Here is an 18079-nt window from a genome sequence, read left to right as displayed (position 1 = left end):
TCCCCTTCCTGCCCCGCCCCGCTCCTGCCCCGTACCTCTCATGAAAGGCACGACAGATGCCCGCCCTCTTGCGTGACGCGGTGATCTGCGAACCCCTGCGTACCCCGGTCGGTGGCTACGGAGGCGTCTTCCGCGACATGACGGCGGCCGAGCTCGCGGCCACGGTCGTACGCGCCGTGCTGGAACGCACCGGCGTACCGCCCGCCGCGGTCGACGACGTCCTGCTGGGCCAGTGCTACCCCAACGGCGAGGCTCCGGCCATCGGCCGCGTGGCCGCCCTGGACGCCGGTCTGCCCGTGGAGGTGCCGGGGCTCCAGATCGACCGCCGTTGCGGCTCCGGGCTGCAGGCGGTCATCACCGCGGCGATGCAGGTGCAGACCGGCGCGAGCGACCTGGTGCTGGCCGGCGGCGTCGAGTCCATGAGCCAGGCCGAGTTCTACACCACCGACGCGCGCTGGGGAGTGCGTGGCGCGGGCACCATGCTGCACGACCGGCTGGCCCGCGGCCGGGTCACCTCCGGCGGCGTCAACCACCCTGTTCCCGGTGGCATGTTGGAGACCGCCGAGAACCTGCGGCGCGCGTACGGCATCCCCCGCGAGGAGCAGGACCGGCTCGCCCAGAGCTCGCACGAGAAGGCTGTCGCGGCCCAGCGGGAGGGCCGGTTCGCCGATGAGATCGTGCCCGTCACCGTACGGACCCGGAAGGGCGAGACGACCGTCGACACCGACGAACACCCGCGCCCCGACTCGTCGTTGGAGAAGCTGGCCTCGCTGCGTCCCGTGCTCGGTCGCCAGGACCCCGAGGCGACCGTCACCGCGGGGAACGCCAGCGGGCAGAACGACGGCGCCTCGCTCTGTGTCGTCACCCACCCCGAGCGAGCGGCCGAACTGGGTCTGCGCCCGCTGGGCCGTCTGGTCTCCTGGGCCGTCGTGGGCGTGCCGCCCGAGACGATGGGCATCGGACCGGTGCCCGCCGCCGCAAGGGCGCTGGAACGGGCGGGTCTCAAGCTCGCCGACATGGACCTGATCGAACTCAACGAGGCCTTCGCCGCCCAGGTTCTTGCCTGTACCCGTGAATGGGCCCTGACCGAGGCCGACTTCGACCGGTTCAACGTCAACGGCTCAGGCATCTCACTGGGCCACCCCGTCGGAGCCACCGGCGGCCGCATCCTCGCCACCCTGCTGCGCGAACTGGACCGCCGAGAGGCCCGCTACGGCCTGGAGACCATGTGCCTCGGCGGCGGGCAGGGCCTGGCCGCGGTCTTCGAACGGCCGACGCACGCACACCACGCGCTCAACGCTCCTGGAGGACGCTGATGGCCGGACTGATCGCATATGGCGCGTACGTGCCGTACCACCGCCTGGCGCGAAGGGATGTCGCCGCGGTACTGGGCACCAAGGCGGGCAAGGGCACCCGGGCGGTCGCGGGCTACGACGAGGACACCACCTCCATGGCCGTCGAGGCGGCCCGCGGAGCCCTGGCCCTCGACGGCCTGCGCCCCCGCATCGGGCAGCTCTTCCTCGCCACCGCCGCGCCCGCCTACCTCGACAAGACGAACGCGACCGCCGTGCACGCCGCGCTCGGCCTCGACGAGCACGTCCTCGCCGCAGACATGGCCGGCTCCGTACGCTCCGGCCTCGGCGCACTGGTGACCGCTGCCCGTTCCCCCGTCCCGACCCTGGCGGTCCTCTCCGACCTGCGGACCGGGCTGCCCGGCTCCGCCGACGAGGCCGCGGGCGGCGACGGCGCCGCGGCGTTCGCGTTCGGCGGCCACCGCAACGGGGCGCCCGTCATCGCGGAGCTGCTCGCCCACGACACCGTGAGCGACGAGATCCTCGAACGCTGGCGGCTGCCCGGCTCGCCCACCTCCCGCGTCTGGGAGGAGCGCTTCGCCGAGGAGATCTACGTGACCCTGGCGGGCAAGGCGCTCGGCGCCGCACTCGACCAGGCGGGCCTGGACATCGGCGCGATCGACCACTTCGTGGTCTCCGGACTGCACGCGCGGGCCTGTGCGACCGTGCGGCGCACGGCAGGTGTACGGCCCGAGGCGGTGACCCCGGACCTCACCGGGGCGATCGGCAACGCGGGCACCGCCCAGCCCGGACTGCTCCTCGCCGACGTCCTCGACCGCGCCCGCCCCGGCGAGACCATCGCGCTGGTCGTTCTCGGCGACGGCGCCGGAGTCCTGCTGCTGCGCACCACCGAGGCGCTGACGACACACCGCGGCGCTCGCCCGGTCGCCGCCCAGATCGCCGCGGGCAGCGCCCCGGTGCCGTACGCCACGTACCTCTCCTGGCGAGGTCTCCTCGACCGTGAGCCGCCCCGCCGGCCGGACCCCGAGCCGCCCTACGCCCCGCCCGCGCACCGACGCGGCGGCTGGAAGTACGGCTTCGTCGCCTCCCGTTGCGAGAAGTGCGGCACCCGGCATCTGCCTCCGGACCGGGTGTGCGTCTCCTGCCGGAGCGTCGACGCCATGACCGACGAGCCGATGGAGCACGTGCGCGGCACCGTGGCCACCTTCACCGTGGACCGCCTGGCCCACACACCGAGCCCGCCGATGCTCGTCGTGGTCGTCGACTACGACGGCGGCGGCCGGTTCCGCTGTCAGCTCACCGACGCCACCGAGGCCGACGCCGTCATCGGCGCCCGGGTGGAGATGACGTTCCGGCGCACGGTCACCGCGTCCGGCGTCCACAACTACTTCTGGAAGGCCCGGCCGGTGCGCACGGGCGACACCGACCAGACCGAGGAGATGCACGGATGAGCTCGCACGGAATCCGGGACCGGGTCGCGATCGTCGGCATGGGCTGCACGACCTTCGGCGAACACTGGACCCGCTCGGCCGACGATCTGCTGATCGACGCCGTCGGTGAGGCCGTCACCTCGGCCGGCATCACCCTCGACGACATCGACGCGTTCTGGCTCGGCACCCAGGCGTCCGGCGTCTCCGGGCTGACCCTCAGCAGGCCACTCCACCTGCAGTACAAGCCGGTCACCCGCCTGGAGAACATGTGCGCCACCGGCTCCGAGGCGCTGCGCAACGCCTGCTACGCCGTCGCCTCCGGCGCGTACGACGTGGCCATGGCGGTCGGCGTGGAGAAGCTCAAGGACTCCGGCATGTCCGGGCTCTCGGGCACCACCATGCCGGGTGCGGGCGACGACAGCCGCGGCGAGATCACCGCCCCCGCGAACTTCTCCCTCCTCGCCCCCGCCTACGCCGCCAAGTACGGCCTGACGGAAGAGGAGTTGAAGGACGTCATCACCCGCATCGCCTGGAAGAACCACGTCAACGGCGCCCGCAACCCCCGAGCCCAGTTCCGCAAGGAGGTGCCCCTTGAGCGCATCAGGTCGGCGCCGATCGTCGCGGGGATGCTCGGTGTGTTCGACTGCTCGGGGGTCTCCGACGGCTCGGCCGCCGCGATCGTCGTACGGGCCGAGGACGCCTACAAGTACACCGACAAGCCCATCTTCGTGAAGGCGCTGTCCTTCGTCGCGGGACCGGCGGACGGACTCCTCGACCCGGAGTACGACTTCACCACCTTCCCCGAGGTCGTCGCGTCCGCCCAGGAGGCCTACCGGCAGGCCGGAGTCACCGACCCGCGCGCCGAGATCGCCCTCGCCGAGGTCCATGACTGCTTCACGCCCACGGAGCTCGTGCTGATGGAGGATCTGGGCTTCTCCGAGCGCGGCCAGGCCTGGAAGGACGTCACCAGCGGGGCCTTCGACCTGGACGGCTCCCTGCCGGTCAACCCGGACGGGGGACTCAAGGCCTTCGGTCACCCCATCGGCGCGTCGGGCCTGCGCATGATGTTCGAGGCCTGGCTCCAGCTGCGGGGCGAGGCACCGCCGGAGCGCACGGTCCAGACGCTGGCAGAAGGGCGTTCGCTGGCCCTCACGCACAACCTGGGCGGCGGACCGGGCGAATGCGTCTCCTTCGTGTCGGTGGTCGGAAACCAACTCACCGATTGAGAAAGGCGGTTCGGTCATGGGACGACTGGACGACAAGATCGCGATTGTCACCGGAGCCGCGTCCGGCATCGGCGCCGCCACCGCACGCCGCGTGGCCGCCGAGGGCGCGCACACGGTCGTGGCCGACCTGAACCTCGACGGCGCCAAGGCGGTCACCGAGGAGATCCGTGCCGCCGGAGGTTCCGCGACCGCGGTCCCGGTCGACCTCGGCGACATCGAGAGCGTACGGGCCATGGTGGACGCGGCGATCCAGACGTACGGCGGACTCGACGTCCTGCACAACAACGCGGCGGCCACCCACCTGGCAGCCCGCAAGGACCTCGCCGTCGTGGAGGCCGACCCCGCTGTCTGGGACGACACCATGCGCATCAACCTCCGCGGGACCATGGTCGCCATCCAGGCCGCGGTCCCGCACATGGTCGCGCGCGGCGGCGGCTCGATCATCAACACCTCGTCCGGGGCCGGGCTCGCGGGTGACCTGCGCAATCCCGCGTACGGCGCTTCGAAGGCGGCGCTCATCAACCTCACGCAGTACGTCGCCACCCAGTACGGCAAGCAGGGCGTGCGCTGCAACGCCATCGCGCCGGGCTTCATCGTCACGCCGGCCAGCTCCGGCTCGGCGCACGGCGCGATCCGTGAGGCGATGCTCCGTCATCACCTCACGCCGCGACTGGGCGAGCCGGAGGACGTCGCCTCGGCGGTCGTCTTCCTCGCCTCCGACGAGTCCGCCTTCATCACCGGGCACACCCTGCGCGTGGACGGCGGCCTGCTGGCCCACCAGCCGTATGTCGCGGACCTGCGGGACGCGTAGCGCTCCGCGCTGGGCATGTGGTCCGTTTGCTGCGGGCCGGTGGGGGCTGTCGCGCCCCGCGGCGAAGCCGCGGATCGATACGGCCCCCGCGCCCCTTACGGGGCGACCTCCTCCGGTGCCAGGTCGCCCAGGTAGGCCGCCCTGACCGCCGGGTCGCCGCGTACCTCCTCCGGTGTGCCGACGCAGATCCGGCGGCCGAAGTCGAGGACGACGACCTCGTCGCAGACGCTCATGACCATGTCGACGTCGTGCTCCACGAGCAGTACACCCATGCCCCAGTCCTCGGCGAGCCGCCGGACCAGATGGGCCAGTTCCCGGGACTCGTCGTCCGAAAGACCCGCGGCCGGTTCGTCGAGCAGCAGGACGGACGGCGAGGTCGCCACCGCGCGGGCGATGGCCAGCAGCCGCCGCTCGCCGTACGAGAGGTCGCCCACCGGGCGGTCCAGGGCGCTCTCCAGCCCGAACTCCCTTACGGCGACGAGTACATGGGCGGGCAGCGGGCGGCTGCCGGGGCGTACCAGGTCCTTGAGGTACGTCCACGGTCCGGGCCGGTCGCAGGCGGCGTACAGGTTGTCCAGGACGCTCATGTCCTCGAAAAGCTCCAGTGACTGGAAGGACCGGCTCAGCCCGGATCCGGCCCGTCGGTGCACCGGCAGGCGGGTCACGTCCCGGTCGCCCAGGCGGACACTTCCGGACGCCGCCCGGGTGAAGCCGGTGACGGCGTCGATGGCGGAGGTCTTGCCGGCGCCGTTGGGACCGATGAGGCCCACGACCCGGCCCGGCTCGATGTCGAAGGACAGACCGTCCACGGCGACGACCCCGCCGTACCGTACGGTCAGGTCCCGCACGCGCAGGGGGAGTTCAGGGGCGCGGTGCGAGGCCCGCGAGGGGGCTGCGGGGCGTACGTCCGGTGCGGCCGACTCGTCGCCCTCTGCCGTTCCCACTGCCGTTCCCTCTGCCACTTCCGCTGCCGCGTCCTGTGTGACGCCGGCGTACTTCGGGCCTCGCTTCGAGAGCAGTCGGCGTTCGGCTGCCGCCGCCTGCTTGCCGACCTCCCGTCCGATGCCGTCCTGGTTGCCCACCAGGGTCAGCACCAGGATGATCCCGCCGATCAGCGGCATCCACTCGCTGAGCCCGGGCAGTACCAGGTCTCCGAAGCGGGCGCCGACCGTGCCCGCGGCGAAGGTGGCGGCGAAGAGCGGTCCGACGAGGAAGCCGACGCCGCCGATGACCGCGAGCCCGAGTGCGGTGATGGACTCGAAGCTCGCGAAGTCGGCGAAGACCACCGAGGTCGAGCGGAAGCCGGTGAGCACTCCGGCGAGCGCGGCGATGGCCGCGGACAGCCCGAAGGCGTAGAGCTTGGCCGCGCGGACGTCGATGCCGAGGGCCGCCGCGGCGCGCTCGTTCGCACGCACCGCGATGAGTCGGCGGCCGGTTCTGCTGCGTCGGACGTTGGCGACCACGAGGGTGGCTGCCACGAGCATCACCAGTACGACGGCCGCGTACCGCTGCGGATGGTCGACGCCGGAGATGTCGATCCCGAAGAGTGTCTGCTTGCCCACCGCGATGCCGTCGCTGCCCGGTGTCGTGGACAGGTCGGTGTTCTGGAAGACCATCGTCTCCAGCGTGGTGCCGAGCCCGAGCGTGATGATCGCGAGGTTGACCCCGCGGGTTCGGACGGCGGGAAGGGCGAAGAGCAGGCCGATCGGGACCGTGCCCAACACGCCTGCGAGCAGGGCGAGTTCGAAGGGCCAGCCCCAGTCTGCCGCCGCGTGCCCGGCGATGAAGGCGCCGGTCCCGGCGAGGGCGTACGCCGCGAGGGAGACCTGTCCCGCGTACCCGGTGACCACGATGATCGACAGGATGATCAGCGAGAGCACCAGGGTGTTGGTGATCGCGTCGGCCCACAGCGGCGAGGACACTCCGATCAGCAGCAGCCCGGTCACGACGGCGAGCGCCAGCGGCACCGGGCGCACCCTTCCGTTGCCCAGGGCCGGCAGCCGCTCCAGGAACGTGCCGCGCAGCGGGAGTGCCCGGCCGCGGGCGACCAGCATCAGGGCGATGACGAGGAAGGGCACCGACGCGGCGAGTCCGGTGACGTCGGAGCCGAAGCGGGTCAGTTCGGACTGCACGACCCCGATGACCAGGCCGCCCGCCAGGGTGACGGGGAACGACGAGAACCTGCCGACCAGCGCGGCGGCCAGCGCGCTCAGCAGCAGGGTGGTCAGGCCGGTCACCGACAGGCCGATGACCGGCACGATCAGGATGCCCGTCAGGCCCGCGAGAGCCGAGCCGAGTCCCCAGTTGGCGGCGGCGATCAGGTCCGCGGACCAGCCGAGCGAGGCGGCTGCGCCCTGGTTCTCCGCGACCGCGGTCGTGCCCAGGCCGAACAGGGTGCGCTTGTAGAGGGCGTGCAGGGCGGCGGTGACGACGACGGCGATGCCGAGCAGCCAGATCCGGTCCTCGGAGACCGTCGCGCCGGCGATCTCCACCAGCCCGGACGGCAGCTTGGCCGGCACCAGCTGCACACTGTCGCCGTAGCGTTTGACCGCGACGGCCGTGAGCACGATGAACACCGCCAGGGTGCCGACCAGCCGCGCCAGCGAGGACGCCCTGCGCAGCGGCCGGATCACCAGCAGGTGGGTGAGCACCCCCAGCGCCGTGGACCCGAGCACCCCGCACGCGACGGCGGGCCAGTACGGCACGCCGTGGTTGACGGCCAGCTCCCACTGCACATAGGCGCCGGCCATCCCGATCGCGCCGTGCGCGAAGTTCAGGACGCCGGAGCCCCGGTAGACCAGCACGATGCCGTGCGCGGTGAGCGCGTAGAGCGCACCGAGCCCCAGGCCGAGCAGTGCGAAACGCAGGATGTCGTCCACGTGAAGAACCTCCCAGGGCCTTACTTCTCAGAGCTCCATGAGTAGCGAACGCCGGATCGCCCGACAAGACCAGACAGCGTATTTATTTAAATAATTGTGCCGAGAGTACTTCACTAAACAAACGGCACCCTCCATGCTGTCGGCATCTCGACGTCGCCCATGACGGGCGCGAGCCCCGCGGAGGGACCATGAACGACTCACGACGACGCAGAAGTGCCACAGCGAGCTGTCTCGCCGTGACCGGAGCCCTACTGGCCGCCGGATGTGGGGGAGAGGCCTCCAGCAGCTCGTCCGACACGTCCTCGCTGAAGGGCGCGACGGTCAAGGTGATGGTCTGGGCACCGGAGAACACCCAGGGCAGCGCCCAGCCCGGTGTCCGGCAGACGGCCCAGGCCTACGAGAAGTGGATCAACGACAACGGCGGCATCAAGGGTGGCCCGCTGAAGGTCCTCACCTGCAACGAGAAGAACGACGCCGACGAGGCCGAGAACTGCGCCCAGAAGGCGGTCGCCGAGAAGGTGGTCGCGGTCGTCGGCTCGTACAGCCTCGCCGGAGACCGCTACATGCCGATCCTGGAGAAGGCAGGCATCCCCTACCTCGGCGGGACGGGCGTCTCGGCGGCCGAGTTCTCCAGCCCGATGTCCTTCCCGGTCAACGGCGGCACCCCCGTGGTGTTCGCCGCACACGGCAAGCAGCTGGTGGACGAGGGCTGCAAGAAGATCTCCGGCGTACGGTACGACGTCGCCGCCGCCGACACCGTCTCGAAGTTCCTCGCGCTCGGCGTGACCGCCGCCGGAGGAGCGCCGCCCAAGGACCTCAAGGTGCCGCTCACCGCCACGGACCTCGCCCCGCAGGTCGCCGCGGCGACCAAGGGCACCGACTGCGTGAGCGTCATCCTGGGCACGCACTCGGACCTGTTCGTGAAGTCGTACGTGCAGTCCGGCGCCAAGACCGAACTGGGCAGCGTCGTCGGCAACCTCACCCCGGAACTCGCCGAGAGCACCGGTGGCGCCAGTAGCCCGCTGAACGGCGCCGCGATCACCGGCTACTACCCGCCGACCTCCGACCCGGCCTGGAAGGACTTCGTCGAAGCCACCAAGGGCGAGGGCCTCGACACGTCCAACGGCGCCAACGCGACGGCCTGGGTGGCGTTCAAGGTCTTCACCGAGGCCGCCAAGAAGCTGCCGACGATCTCGTCCAAGGCCCTGGTCGAGGAGCTCAACACCACGAAGGGCATCGACACCGGTGGTCTGACCCCACCGCTGACCTGGGCGGAGTCGACGGCCCTGCCGATCAAGGGCCTGAACCGCATCCACAACACCACCGCCACCGAACTGACCATGCGCGACGGAAAGATCGAGTGGGCCAAGTCCGGGTCGACCTTCATCGACGTCCGGAAGGTGCTGACGGGCGGCTCGGCCGGCTGACCTCCGGCGTACGAGAGCCCTGCAGCCCGAGGAAGGAGAACGTCCGTGCACGACACCGGTCAGCCCTTGATCGAAGCCCGCGCACTGTCCGCCGGCTACGGCACCGTGCCCGTACTGCGCGACCTCGACCTGGAGGTCCGCCCCGGTGAAGTCGTCGCTCTGCTCGGGCCCAACGGCGCGGGCAAGAGCACGACCCTCCGGGTGCTGTCGGGCGAACTGGCCCCGATGAGCGGCGAGGTGCGGTGGCTGGGTGGCGCCGGCCAGGCGCCACTGCACCGCCGCGCCCGCCAGGGGCTGGCCTACGTCGGTGAGCGGGCGGTCTTCACCCGTCTCGACACCGCCGACAACCTGCGCGTGGGCCGGGTGACGACGGACCAGGCCCTCGCGCTCTTTCCCGAGCTGGAGAAGCGGCTCAGGACCGGTGCCGGAATGCTGTCGGGCGGAGAGCAGCAGATGCTGTCGCTGGCACGGGCCTTGTGCCGTACGCCCAAGCTGCTCCTCGCCGACGAACTCTCCCTCGGTCTCGCCCCGCTCGTGGTCGACCGCCTTCTGCGCGCCGTGCGCGAGGCGGCCGACCGCGGGCTCGGCGCACTGCTGGTCGAACAGCACGTGCGCAAGGTGCTGGACATCGCCGACCGCGTGTACGTGCTGCGCCGCGGCCGGATCGTCATGACCGGGACCCCGAAGGAACTGCGCGCGAACCTGGACGAGATCGAGTCGTCCTACCTCGCGCACCAGACAACTGTGACAACCGATTGAGGTAGGTGCTGTGGCAAGCGCACGCGAGCAGATCCGATCCCTGGTCCGGTCCGGCGACACCTTCGGCCAACCCGCCGAAGACATGGCGGAGCTGCAACTGGAGGCCGCGCGGGAGGCGTTCGCCGCCCACCGCGAGCGCATCCCGCTGCTGCGCACCCGGGCGGAGGAGACCGGCGTACGCGAGGTCACCGGCCTCGACGACCTCGTGCCCCTCCTCTTCTCGCACACCAGCTACAAGTCGTACCCCGTCTCCCTCATCACGGCCGGCCGCTGGGACCGGCTCCTGCGCTGGTACTCGACCGTGTCGGTGGTCGAACCGGACGAGGTCGACGTCGACGGCGTACGCGACATCGACGAGTGGACCGAACGCATCACCGCCGCCGGTCACCGCCCCTACATCACCAGCGGCACCTCGGGGAAGGTCTCCTTCCTCAACTGCGACGGCACCGACCTCCGGTTCCTGCACGACATCCTGGAGAACCTCACCTGCTGGCCCGACCCCCTGCCACCGAATCCCGTCCGCCGCGGCTACCTGCTCGCTCCGGCGAGCGGACCTATGCGCTCCATCGACGGCTTCCGCTGGCATGCGGACGTCTTCGCACTGCCCGGCGAGACCCGGCTGCTGACCGATGACCCGATGCGGGTGTCCGAGCTGATGAGCAGCGCGCTGCTGCGCCGCCGGATGGCGGAGGGCATCGCGACCCCGCAGGAGATCAGCTCCTTCGAGTCAGCTTCCGGCTCCCGGGAAGAGGAACTGGGCGCGGCCATGACCCGGATCGTCGACGACATCGCCGCCCACCGCGACGAACCGCTGCTGATCGCCGGGATGAACAACCAGCAGTTCACCCTGATCCAGGCCCTGCGCGCCCGAGGCGTGCCCGACGGCGGTCTCCACCCGGACACGCTGGTGCTCAGCGGCGGCGGCAACAAGGGCCGTGCGCTGCCCGACGACTACCAGCAGCAGTTCGCCGCCTTCTACCAGGGCGTGCGGCGGGTGCGCAGCTACGGCATGACGGAGCTGCAGGGCTCCTGCCTCGCCTGCGAGAAGGGCAACTACCACGTGCCGCCGTGGGTGATCCCGCTGGTGCTCGACCAGGCCGGCGAGAAGCTGCTGAACCCCGAACACGGCGTCGTGGAAGGGCGGTTCGCCTTCCTGGACGTCTCCCTTGAAGGCCGCTGGGGCGGACTGATCAGCGGCGACCGGGTCTTCGTGGACTTCTCACCGTGCGACTGCGGCAGATCGGGCCCGGCCGTCCTGCCGGACATCCAGCGCTACGGAGACCTCGGCGGCGACGACAAGATCACCTGCGCGGCGACACTCGACTCCTATGTGAGGGGAATGATCCACGGATGAGCGGTACGACACTGCGGGGTGAGCCCTCGGTCCGGACGGAGGTGGTGCACGTCGTGCGGGGCGAGGTCGACCAGGCCCCGCCCGTCGGCCACGGCCGCGGAGACTCGGCCTTCACGGCCCCGGCACTCGACCTGGACCGCCTGGTGTGGCCCCGCACCGAACCCGGACCCGCCTTCGACGTGCCCAGCGCGGAGATCGTCGACCTGCTGGTGGAGACCGGCGAGGCGCTCAAGGCCGACCGGGAGGGGCTGCTCGCCGAAGCACTGGACCGCATGGTCCGGATCAGCCCGCTCCCCGCCGAGGTGCTCGAACGCGCCTACGCCGTGCTGTGGCGCAGCTTCCAACGGACCAGCCTGCACGCCCAGATCGACCACGAACTCGGCGGAGCGGACGTGCTCGACGGCTGGCGCGAGGTGCGGCTGCCCGAGGGCCGGATCGCCGCCACGCGCGCCTTTCCGCCGCGCCTGGTCCACATCGTCGCGGGAAACGCGCCCGGGGTGGCGGCGATGTCCGTCGTACGCGGCGCCCTCACCAAGGGCGTCAACCTCCTGAAGCTGCCCTCGAACGACCTGTTCACCGCGACCGCGATCCTGCGCACGATGGCTTCGGTGGCGCCCGGTCACCCCGTGGTGCGGTCGTTCTCCGCCGTGTACTGGAGGGGCGGCGACGAGTCGGTGGAGAGCGTGCTGTTCCGCCCGCAGTTCTTCGACAAGCTGGTCGCCTGGGGTGGTGAGTCCACGATCCGCGGGGCCCTGAAGTACGTCGGCCCCGGCTTCGAGCTCGTCTCCTTCGATCCCAAGACCTCCATCTCGGTGATCGGCCGCGAGGCCTTCGCCTCCGAGGAGACTCTGCGACAGGCAGTGGAGGCTGCCGCCGCGGACGCCACGTTCTTCAACCAGCAGGCGTGCGTGGCCAGTCGCTTCCAGTTCGTCGAGGGCTCCGAGCAGGACGCCGACCGCTATGCCGAACTGCTCTGCGAACGCCTCGGCGTCGCCCGGGAGTTCAGCTCGGCCGACGGCCCACGGGTCGCCGGGGAACTCCGCGAGGAGATCGACGTACTGCGGTCCCTCGCCCCCGAGTACCGGGTGTGGGGCACGTACGACGGCCGAGGCCTCGTCATCCGCTCACCGGAACCGGTCGACTTCCACCCGGACGGAAAGATCGTCAACGTCGTCCCGGTCGCCACGCTCACCGACGCCGTCACGCACGCCGGGGTCGCCACCCAGACGGTCGGCGTGTACCCCGACACCCGCAAGCCGGAACTGCGCGACGCCCTCGCCTGCGCGGGTGTGCAGCGCGTCGTGTCGCTCGGCAGGGCGGGCGGCATGCCACCCGGCCTCTCCCACGACGGCTTCTATCCGCTGCAACGGCTCATGCGTTGGGTGAACGACGAGTAACTGGTCGGCGGACGATGCCGGTTCCGATACGTCTGCCCCGGCGCGGCACTCTCCTGAGTGCGGCGCCGGGGCAGACGTCATCGCGTACCCGTGCTCAGCAGTTGCGGATGCTCCAGACGGGGGTCCAGTTGTAGGCGTGCTGGACCGAGTCGGGCCTGAAGGAGTGGAGGACGTTGCCGCTCTGGCCGTAGATGTACGAGGTGACGCCTCCGGTCTGGGCGTCGTAGTACGAGCCGGCGCCGTCCCAGTACGCCGTGTAGTACCGGTTGCAGGAGTAGAGGAAGAAGACCTCCCAGTTGCCCGTCGTGGGATCCCAGACCACTGTGCAGAGGTTCCCGCTGGAGCAGGTGACGGAGGCGCCGGGTGCCACGTGGATGGAGCTGGCGGACGGTGAGACGCTCGGGGAGTTCGCGGCCACTGCCCGGGTCGACGCCGACTGCGCGTCCTGCGGCGCCGGTGGCGCGGTCAGGACCACGCCGGCCGCGCTGTCGTCCGAGGCGACGGCTGCCTGGGCCGGGCCGGCGGTGAAGACAGCGGCCAGCATCAGAGCCAAGGCACCGATGAGGCCGAGGACGGAGCGCCTGGCACGCACTCCGTGCACGCTATGCATTCTGCGCATTCGGTTGATCCCCCTGTTCAGGACGCGACATACGAGGCAACCGGTGACGGTGTGACCCCGTTCGTGGTGCCAGGCTGTCTCCGGCTCCCGCGTCGTCGCCACACGTTGAAGCCGTGGCTTAAACGGAATTCGCCTCTCAGGCGTCAGGGGCCGAGCGGTGTGTGCGGCGGGTGCGGTGCACCTTCGAGGAGGACGAGCCCCGCGGGAGTGATCGTGTGCAGCACGTGCTTGCTGCGGCGCACGCTGAGCAGCAGTCCGGCCTGCCGTAGTACGGCGGTGTGCTGACTCACCGCCGCCCCGGAAATGCCGATCCGCTCCGCGAGTTCACCGGTCGTACGCCCGGTCACGACGTCCTGGAGGACGGCGGCCCGGGTACGGCCGAGCAGCGCCCCCAGTCCCGCGCCCGGCCCCGAGCCCCGGCCTGTGGCGCCGGGCACCAGGGCCCAGCCGAGCGTGTGCTGGATCGGGTAGACCAGGACCGGCGTGCGGTCGGCGACTGGTACGGCGAGAGTGACGGGTCGTCGGGAACAGAAGAAGGACGGTTGCAGCAGTAACCCCCGTCCATCGAGCCGCAGTTCGTGGTCGACCGGATAGTCGGCCTCCAGTACCGGGGGCTGCCAGCGCAGTACGGGCCTGAGGCTCGCCAGCAGCCCATCGGTTCCGCCTCCCAGCACCGCCCGGGCGCGTACGGCACGGTCGGCGTCCACCTGTGCCCGGATGTGCGGCCAGAAGGCGGCGAGCGCTCGCCGGTGGTACCCGTGCAGTGCGGCGCCGAGCCGTTGCAGGGCATCGAGGGTGCCCTCGGCGAGGGCACGGGCCTCGGCCGGCAGCGGTCTCGGCCGGGCCGGGGAGGCGGCGAGCGTGGCCAGATCGCCGCGCAGGTCGGCCCGGGGCGTGCGGAGCACGGTGTCGACCGCGCTCTCCAGTCCGAGTGAGCCGCCCAGATCGGGAGTGAGGAAGTCCGGGAAGTAGCCGCGGGGCGGCAGCAGCGCGGCGAGCAGCCCGTCCGCCGGACCCAGCCGTGGCCGCACGATGCGCCGCCACTCGCCGAACGCCAGGGCGTTCTCCTCCCTGATCAGCGCCTGGAAGCTGTTGACGATCTCCCACAGAGGGTCGGGGACGGCGGCGACACGTACATGTGCGATGTCGTCGGCCGTGAAGTGCACCCGCAGCATGGGGATCTCCGACGGTGGGCGGTCATCAGGTGAACGGCGGTGCCCAACGACAGTGATGGAGCCCAACTGCCCGGGCAAGGGGGCACATTCGGTCATCCGGGGTGGGTGTCGCTTCGGGACGTCGAGGCCAGCCGGGTGTGGAAGAAGTCGGCCAAGCGGGCGACGGCGGGCGTGACGTACTCGTCCTTGTCGTACAGGTCGACGTGGCGGGCGCCGTCGATCCAGTGGAGTTCCTTTGGGCCGCGGGCCTTCTGGAACGCCTCGACGCTCATCCAGGAGGTCACCGCTTCACGTCCGACGATCATCAGCAGCGGGCGTGGCGAGATCAGGTCGACGAAGCCGAAGGCGTCGAAGGCGACCATCCGGTCGACGCTGGACCAGGTGAGGAACTTCGCCGAGCGTGGGTGCTGGGCGCGGTCCGTGCAGTAGTACTCGAAGCCGTCGACAGCGTGCCGACCGCCCAGCGCGAGGGCCTGCTCGGCGGTGTCGGGGAAGAGCTGGAAGCTCTGGACGCCCTCACCGAGGGCCTCGACGGTACGCGCGTCCGCGGCAGCGTCGAGCATGCCCTGGATGACGGCGGGATCCTGCGTACCGTCGGCACCCAGCCGGAACTGGCGGGCGATGTCGGCGGCACTGACGGTGCCGACGGCCTTGACGCGGTGGTCGGTGGCGGCGGCGGACAGCACGTACCCGCCGGAGGCGCAGATGCCCAGAGCCCCGATTCGCTCGGCGTCGACCTCCTCGCGCGTGGCCAGGTACGACACCGCGGCCTTGATGTCCTCGACCCGGTGGGCCGGGTCCTCCAGGCCACGCGGGGTGCCCTCGCTCTCCCCCTGAAAGGCGGCGTCGTACGCGAGAGTGACGAAGCCCCGCTCGGCGAGGCGCCGTGCGTACAGTCCGGCGGCCTGCTCCTTCACACCGCTGCCGGGATGTCCCACGACGATCGCGGGGCGCGGCCCGGCGGCTTCTCCGGAGGATGTGTCTCCAGGGCTGCCTCCGGGGGTGTCGGAGGTGTCTCCGGTGCTGTCTCCGGGAGTGTAGAGGTGGCCGGCGAGCTCCAGGCCGGCGCTGGCAAAGGTGACGTCTGTCCTCATGACGGTGATCTCCAGTCGTACAGAGGGGAGGCGGGCTCGCCCCGGTGGCGAGCTCCGTCGGCCGCATCGAGTCCGTCGGCCGTGTCCACCACCGTCACGCCACCCCGCGGCCAGGTGCCAGGGACAGCGCTGCCTATGCAGACCAGTACCAGGCACGCGCCGGCAATCTTGCGGACACTGGAGTCATGGAAGACCCTGGCAATCCTTCCGGTGGCAACGAGCTGGGCGGGTTTCTGCGCTCCTGCCGCGCGGCCCTCGATCCGCACAGCGTCGGCCTGCCGGACGACGGACGTCTGCGCCGCGTCCCGGGGCTGCGCCGGGAGGAGCTGGCCCAGCTCGCACACGTGAGCGTGGACTACGTCGTCCGGCTGGAACAGGGCCGCACCCGCCGGGTCTCCCGTCCGGTCCTGGACGCGCTCGCCGACGCACTGCAGCTCGCCCCGGACGAACGCACCTATCTGTTCACCCTTGCCGATGTGAGCCCCGGAGCCCGCCCGCGGCCGTCGGGCCGGCCGGAGGTCGCCCCACGGCTGCGGAGCCTGCTGGACGGCATGCGCGACGTTCCCGCGATGGTGCTGCACCGGCGTATGGACGTGCTGGCCTGGAACCGGGGAGCGGCTGCCCTGCTGACCGACTTCGGCACGCTGCCGCCGGCCGAGCGCAACCTGATCAGGCTGACCTTCCTCGACGACACCTTCCGGTCCTTGTACGCGGACTGGCCACGCGCCGCACGCGAGTGCGTCGCCGTCCTCCGGATGGAGGCGGGCCGCCGCCCCGACGACCGGGCGCTGACCGCCCTCGTCGGTGAACTCAGCGTCAACGACGCGGACTTCCGTACCTGGTGGGCCGGCCACCAGGTGCGCGGACCGAGGCAGCTCACCAAGACCTACCACCACCCGGTCGCGGGCACCGTGACCCTCGACGTCCAGCAGTTCTCCGTCGACACCCACCCCGACCAGCTGCTGGTGGCCTACACCGCATCCGACTCCGCGTCCGAGGAAGCACTGCGCTTCCTCCTGCAGTGGACACCGACGGGTCCATCCGTACCGCCGCGGAAGAGGCCCACACCGCGGTGACGTTGAGCAGACCCTGAGTACGGGAACTCATGTGTGCGCTCGGACGCCACGGCAGACTGTGGTGTCCATGACGAATCAAACAGGAGCGAACATGAGACGGGCGAGGAAAGCTCTGGCCGTGACGGCGCTGGCGGCGTTAGGGCTTACGGGTGTGGTGGCGGGCCCTGCCGCCGCGTCGGCCGATGTCTTGTTGCCCCACCCTGGTCCGGAGGGCTTGGTGTGGGTGGAGGAACGCGTGGGAGACGGTGGCGTCGTGACGGGCGGCGCGTGGGAGGAGCTGCCGACCGTCCTCACCGTGGCCTGCGAGGGCGGCGGCAGTGTGCGGGTGACGATGGAGTCGCAGCAGGTGGAGGTCTCCGCCTTCTCGGTTGACTGTCCGGCAGGGGCTGCCGGGGTGGGCTCGGTGACCATGGAGGCCGGTGTCGTTCGGCCGGGATCCTTCTCCGTGGCTGTCGACGCTTCCTCGGAGTCCATTCGGTGGGCGCTGACCGTGACACAGCCGGAGTAGCCGGCTGCTGTCCAGTGGTCACCTGCCCGAGGGCACACCGTCGGCGGGTGACCACACGTCGGTGAGAGCCAGGCGTGTTCCGATCCGAGGCGTTCTCGACGGGCCGTTCCCGCGTGGCGCTGCCGACGACCGGGCGTAGTACTCTCCTGCATCCGAGTCGCAAAACCCCCTTGAACAAGGGGAGTTGGTTGTTCCGGGGGGCTCTGGTCAATTGCCCTGTACTTCTGCAGTCGTAGCAGTCGTAGCAGCCGTGGCAGCCCTGGCGGACGAGCAGTGGCGGACGAACAACGGAGGACACACACCGATGATCCACGCCCGGCGAATTGCCGCATCATGCATGACGGCCGCACTGGCTGCCGCCTCGCTCCTCGTCGCCGCTCCGGCCGAAGCCTCTCCCGGGACGTGTTACATCACGAGCTATGACAATCCACTCATCCCCGGGAGCGGGCACTACCTGGTGCCCGAGTACAACCTCTCGTCCGGCATGAACGACTTCTGCGTGACGTCGTGGCAGAGGCAGATCAACAGGCGCTACGGCCAGGTGCTGACCGTTGACGGCATCTTCGGTCCCCGCACCAGGGACTGGACCACGCGCATCCAGGGCTCACAGCAGTACTCCTGGTGCGCGGGAGGTGTGGACGGAATAGCGGGGCCCAAGACGATCAGCTGCTTCGAGCACGTGAACGGCTATACCGAATGGGGATAGGGGGGACATGGCTGCCCTCGTGAAGAAGGCACCACGTCGACCGCGTCGGTCATGTCAGCCACGTAGACCAACTCGGAGAAGTGCCGGAGAGCCGGTTGGTCCCCTCCGCCGGGCGTTCCTAGACTCACTCGGCGTCAAGCGAATCGTGCACGTGCTGAGTGGGTGGAGCGCGTCCGGGGGTGCCCGTCACGGGTGTTCGCGTGCCGTGCCCTGCCTTGCCAGGGGGAGCCGTGGTGCGGGATCGGGTGGGGCGTTGGCCGTTGGTGGGCCGCGAGGAGGAGTTGGACTCCTTCGCCGCGGCGCTG

At 70.7% G+C, this 18079-nt stretch carries 15 protein-coding genes; 11 read left to right on the top strand and 4 right to left on the bottom strand.

Annotated features, from left to right (window positions below; genetic code table 11):
* Window positions 1-56: 56 nt before the first annotated feature.
* From AOK17_RS38465 to AOK17_RS38450, 4 genes are read left to right on the top strand one after another with little or no spacing between them, the layout of a single operon-like run.
* Window positions 57-1316 carry an acetyl-CoA C-acetyltransferase gene (locus AOK17_RS38465; RefSeq protein WP_206190905.1) on the top strand — a complete coding sequence of 420 codons (1260 nt, stop codon included), beginning with the start codon at window positions 57-59 and terminating at the stop codon, window positions 1314-1316.
* The gene (locus AOK17_RS38460) at window positions 1316-2764 is read left to right on the top strand and encodes an OB-fold domain-containing protein (protein ID WP_055617254.1); all 1449 of its coding nucleotides are present in this window, start codon (window positions 1316-1318) and stop codon (window positions 2762-2764) included. The genes AOK17_RS38465 and AOK17_RS38460 overlap by 1 nt, the downstream gene beginning before the upstream one ends.
* Window positions 2761-3969 (top strand): acetyl-CoA acetyltransferase, encoded by a 1209-nt coding sequence (locus AOK17_RS38455; protein ID WP_055617253.1) that lies wholly within the window; start codon window positions 2761-2763, stop codon window positions 3967-3969. Before AOK17_RS38460 ends, AOK17_RS38455 begins: the two co-directional genes overlap by 4 nt.
* A 16-nt stretch (window positions 3970-3985) precedes the next feature.
* The gene (locus AOK17_RS38450) at window positions 3986-4780 is read left to right on the top strand and encodes an SDR family NAD(P)-dependent oxidoreductase (protein ID WP_055617252.1); all 795 of its coding nucleotides are present in this window, start codon (window positions 3986-3988) and stop codon (window positions 4778-4780) included.
* Window positions 4781-4875: 95 nt separating this feature from the next.
* On the opposite strand, the gene AOK17_RS38445 is transcribed toward AOK17_RS38450, so the two are convergent.
* Window positions 4876-7659: a branched-chain amino acid ABC transporter permease/ATP-binding protein gene (locus tag AOK17_RS38445; protein WP_055617251.1), complete on the bottom strand. Its 2784-nt coding sequence runs from the start codon at window positions 7657-7659 to the stop codon at window positions 4876-4878.
* Between the two features lie 188 nt (window positions 7660-7847).
* Here AOK17_RS38445 and AOK17_RS38440 point away from each other — a divergent pair, with 188 nt between their 5' ends.
* Genes AOK17_RS38440 through AOK17_RS38425 form a run of 4 tightly spaced genes read left to right on the top strand, consistent with a single transcriptional unit; the run spans window position 7848 to window position 12596 of the window.
* Entirely contained in the window at window positions 7848-9086 is a 1239-nt protein-coding gene (locus tag AOK17_RS38440) for an ABC transporter substrate-binding protein (RefSeq protein ID WP_055617250.1), read from the top strand.
* Window positions 9087-9131: 45 nt separating this feature from the next.
* Window positions 9132-9845, top strand: a complete 714-nt coding sequence (locus AOK17_RS38435; protein ID WP_055617249.1) for an ABC transporter ATP-binding protein — start codon at window positions 9132-9134, stop codon at window positions 9843-9845.
* 10 nt (window positions 9846-9855) lie between these two features.
* Window positions 9856-11199 (top strand): phasin family protein, encoded by a 1344-nt coding sequence (locus tag AOK17_RS38430; protein ID WP_055617248.1) that lies wholly within the window; start codon window positions 9856-9858, stop codon window positions 11197-11199.
* Entirely contained in the window at window positions 11196-12596 is a 1401-nt protein-coding gene (locus tag AOK17_RS38425) for an acyl-CoA reductase (RefSeq protein ID WP_055617247.1), read from the top strand. The genes AOK17_RS38430 and AOK17_RS38425 overlap by 4 nt, the downstream gene beginning before the upstream one ends.
* 94 nt (window positions 12597-12690) lie before the next feature.
* Here AOK17_RS38425 and AOK17_RS38420 read toward each other — a convergent pair whose 3' ends face one another.
* The 3 genes from AOK17_RS38420 to AOK17_RS38410 all read right to left on the bottom strand — a co-directional run bounded on the left by AOK17_RS38420 (window position 12691) and on the right by AOK17_RS38410 (window position 15484).
* Window positions 12691-13197 carry a hypothetical protein gene (locus tag AOK17_RS38420; RefSeq protein ID WP_245697634.1) on the bottom strand — a complete coding sequence of 169 codons (507 nt, stop codon included), beginning with the start codon at window positions 13195-13197 and terminating at the stop codon, window positions 12691-12693.
* A 161-nt stretch (window positions 13198-13358) separates the two neighbouring features.
* Complete coding sequence (locus AOK17_RS38415) at window positions 13359-14390, bottom strand: ArsR/SmtB family transcription factor (RefSeq protein ID WP_055617245.1); 1032 nt, start codon at window positions 14388-14390, stop codon at window positions 13359-13361.
* A gap of 92 nt (window positions 14391-14482) precedes the next feature.
* The gene (locus tag AOK17_RS38410) at window positions 14483-15484 is read right to left on the bottom strand and encodes an alpha/beta hydrolase (protein ID WP_055617244.1); all 1002 of its coding nucleotides are present in this window, start codon (window positions 15482-15484) and stop codon (window positions 14483-14485) included.
* 185 nt (window positions 15485-15669) lie between these two features.
* Here AOK17_RS38410 and AOK17_RS38405 point away from each other — a divergent pair, with 185 nt between their 5' ends.
* From AOK17_RS38405 to AOK17_RS38395, 3 genes are all read left to right on the top strand, one after another.
* Window positions 15670-16560: a helix-turn-helix transcriptional regulator gene (locus AOK17_RS38405; protein ID WP_055617243.1), complete on the top strand. Its 891-nt coding sequence runs from the start codon at window positions 15670-15672 to the stop codon at window positions 16558-16560.
* Between the two features lie 235 nt (window positions 16561-16795).
* Window positions 16796-17068 carry a hypothetical protein gene (locus AOK17_RS38400; RefSeq protein ID WP_245697632.1) on the top strand — a complete coding sequence of 91 codons (273 nt, stop codon included), beginning with the start codon at window positions 16796-16798 and terminating at the stop codon, window positions 17066-17068.
* 337 nt (window positions 17069-17405) lie between these two features.
* Window positions 17406-17774: a peptidoglycan-binding domain-containing protein gene (locus AOK17_RS38395; protein ID WP_055617242.1), complete on the top strand. Its 369-nt coding sequence runs from the start codon at window positions 17406-17408 to the stop codon at window positions 17772-17774.
* Window positions 17775-18079 lie beyond the last annotated feature (305 nt).

Origin of the sequence: Streptomyces phaeochromogenes (assembly GCF_001418655.1) — a bacterium.
Taxonomy (GTDB): Bacteria; Actinomycetota; Actinomycetes; order Streptomycetales; family Streptomycetaceae; genus Streptomyces; species Streptomyces phaeochromogenes.
This window is presented reverse-complemented; position numbering and strand designations above follow the sequence as displayed.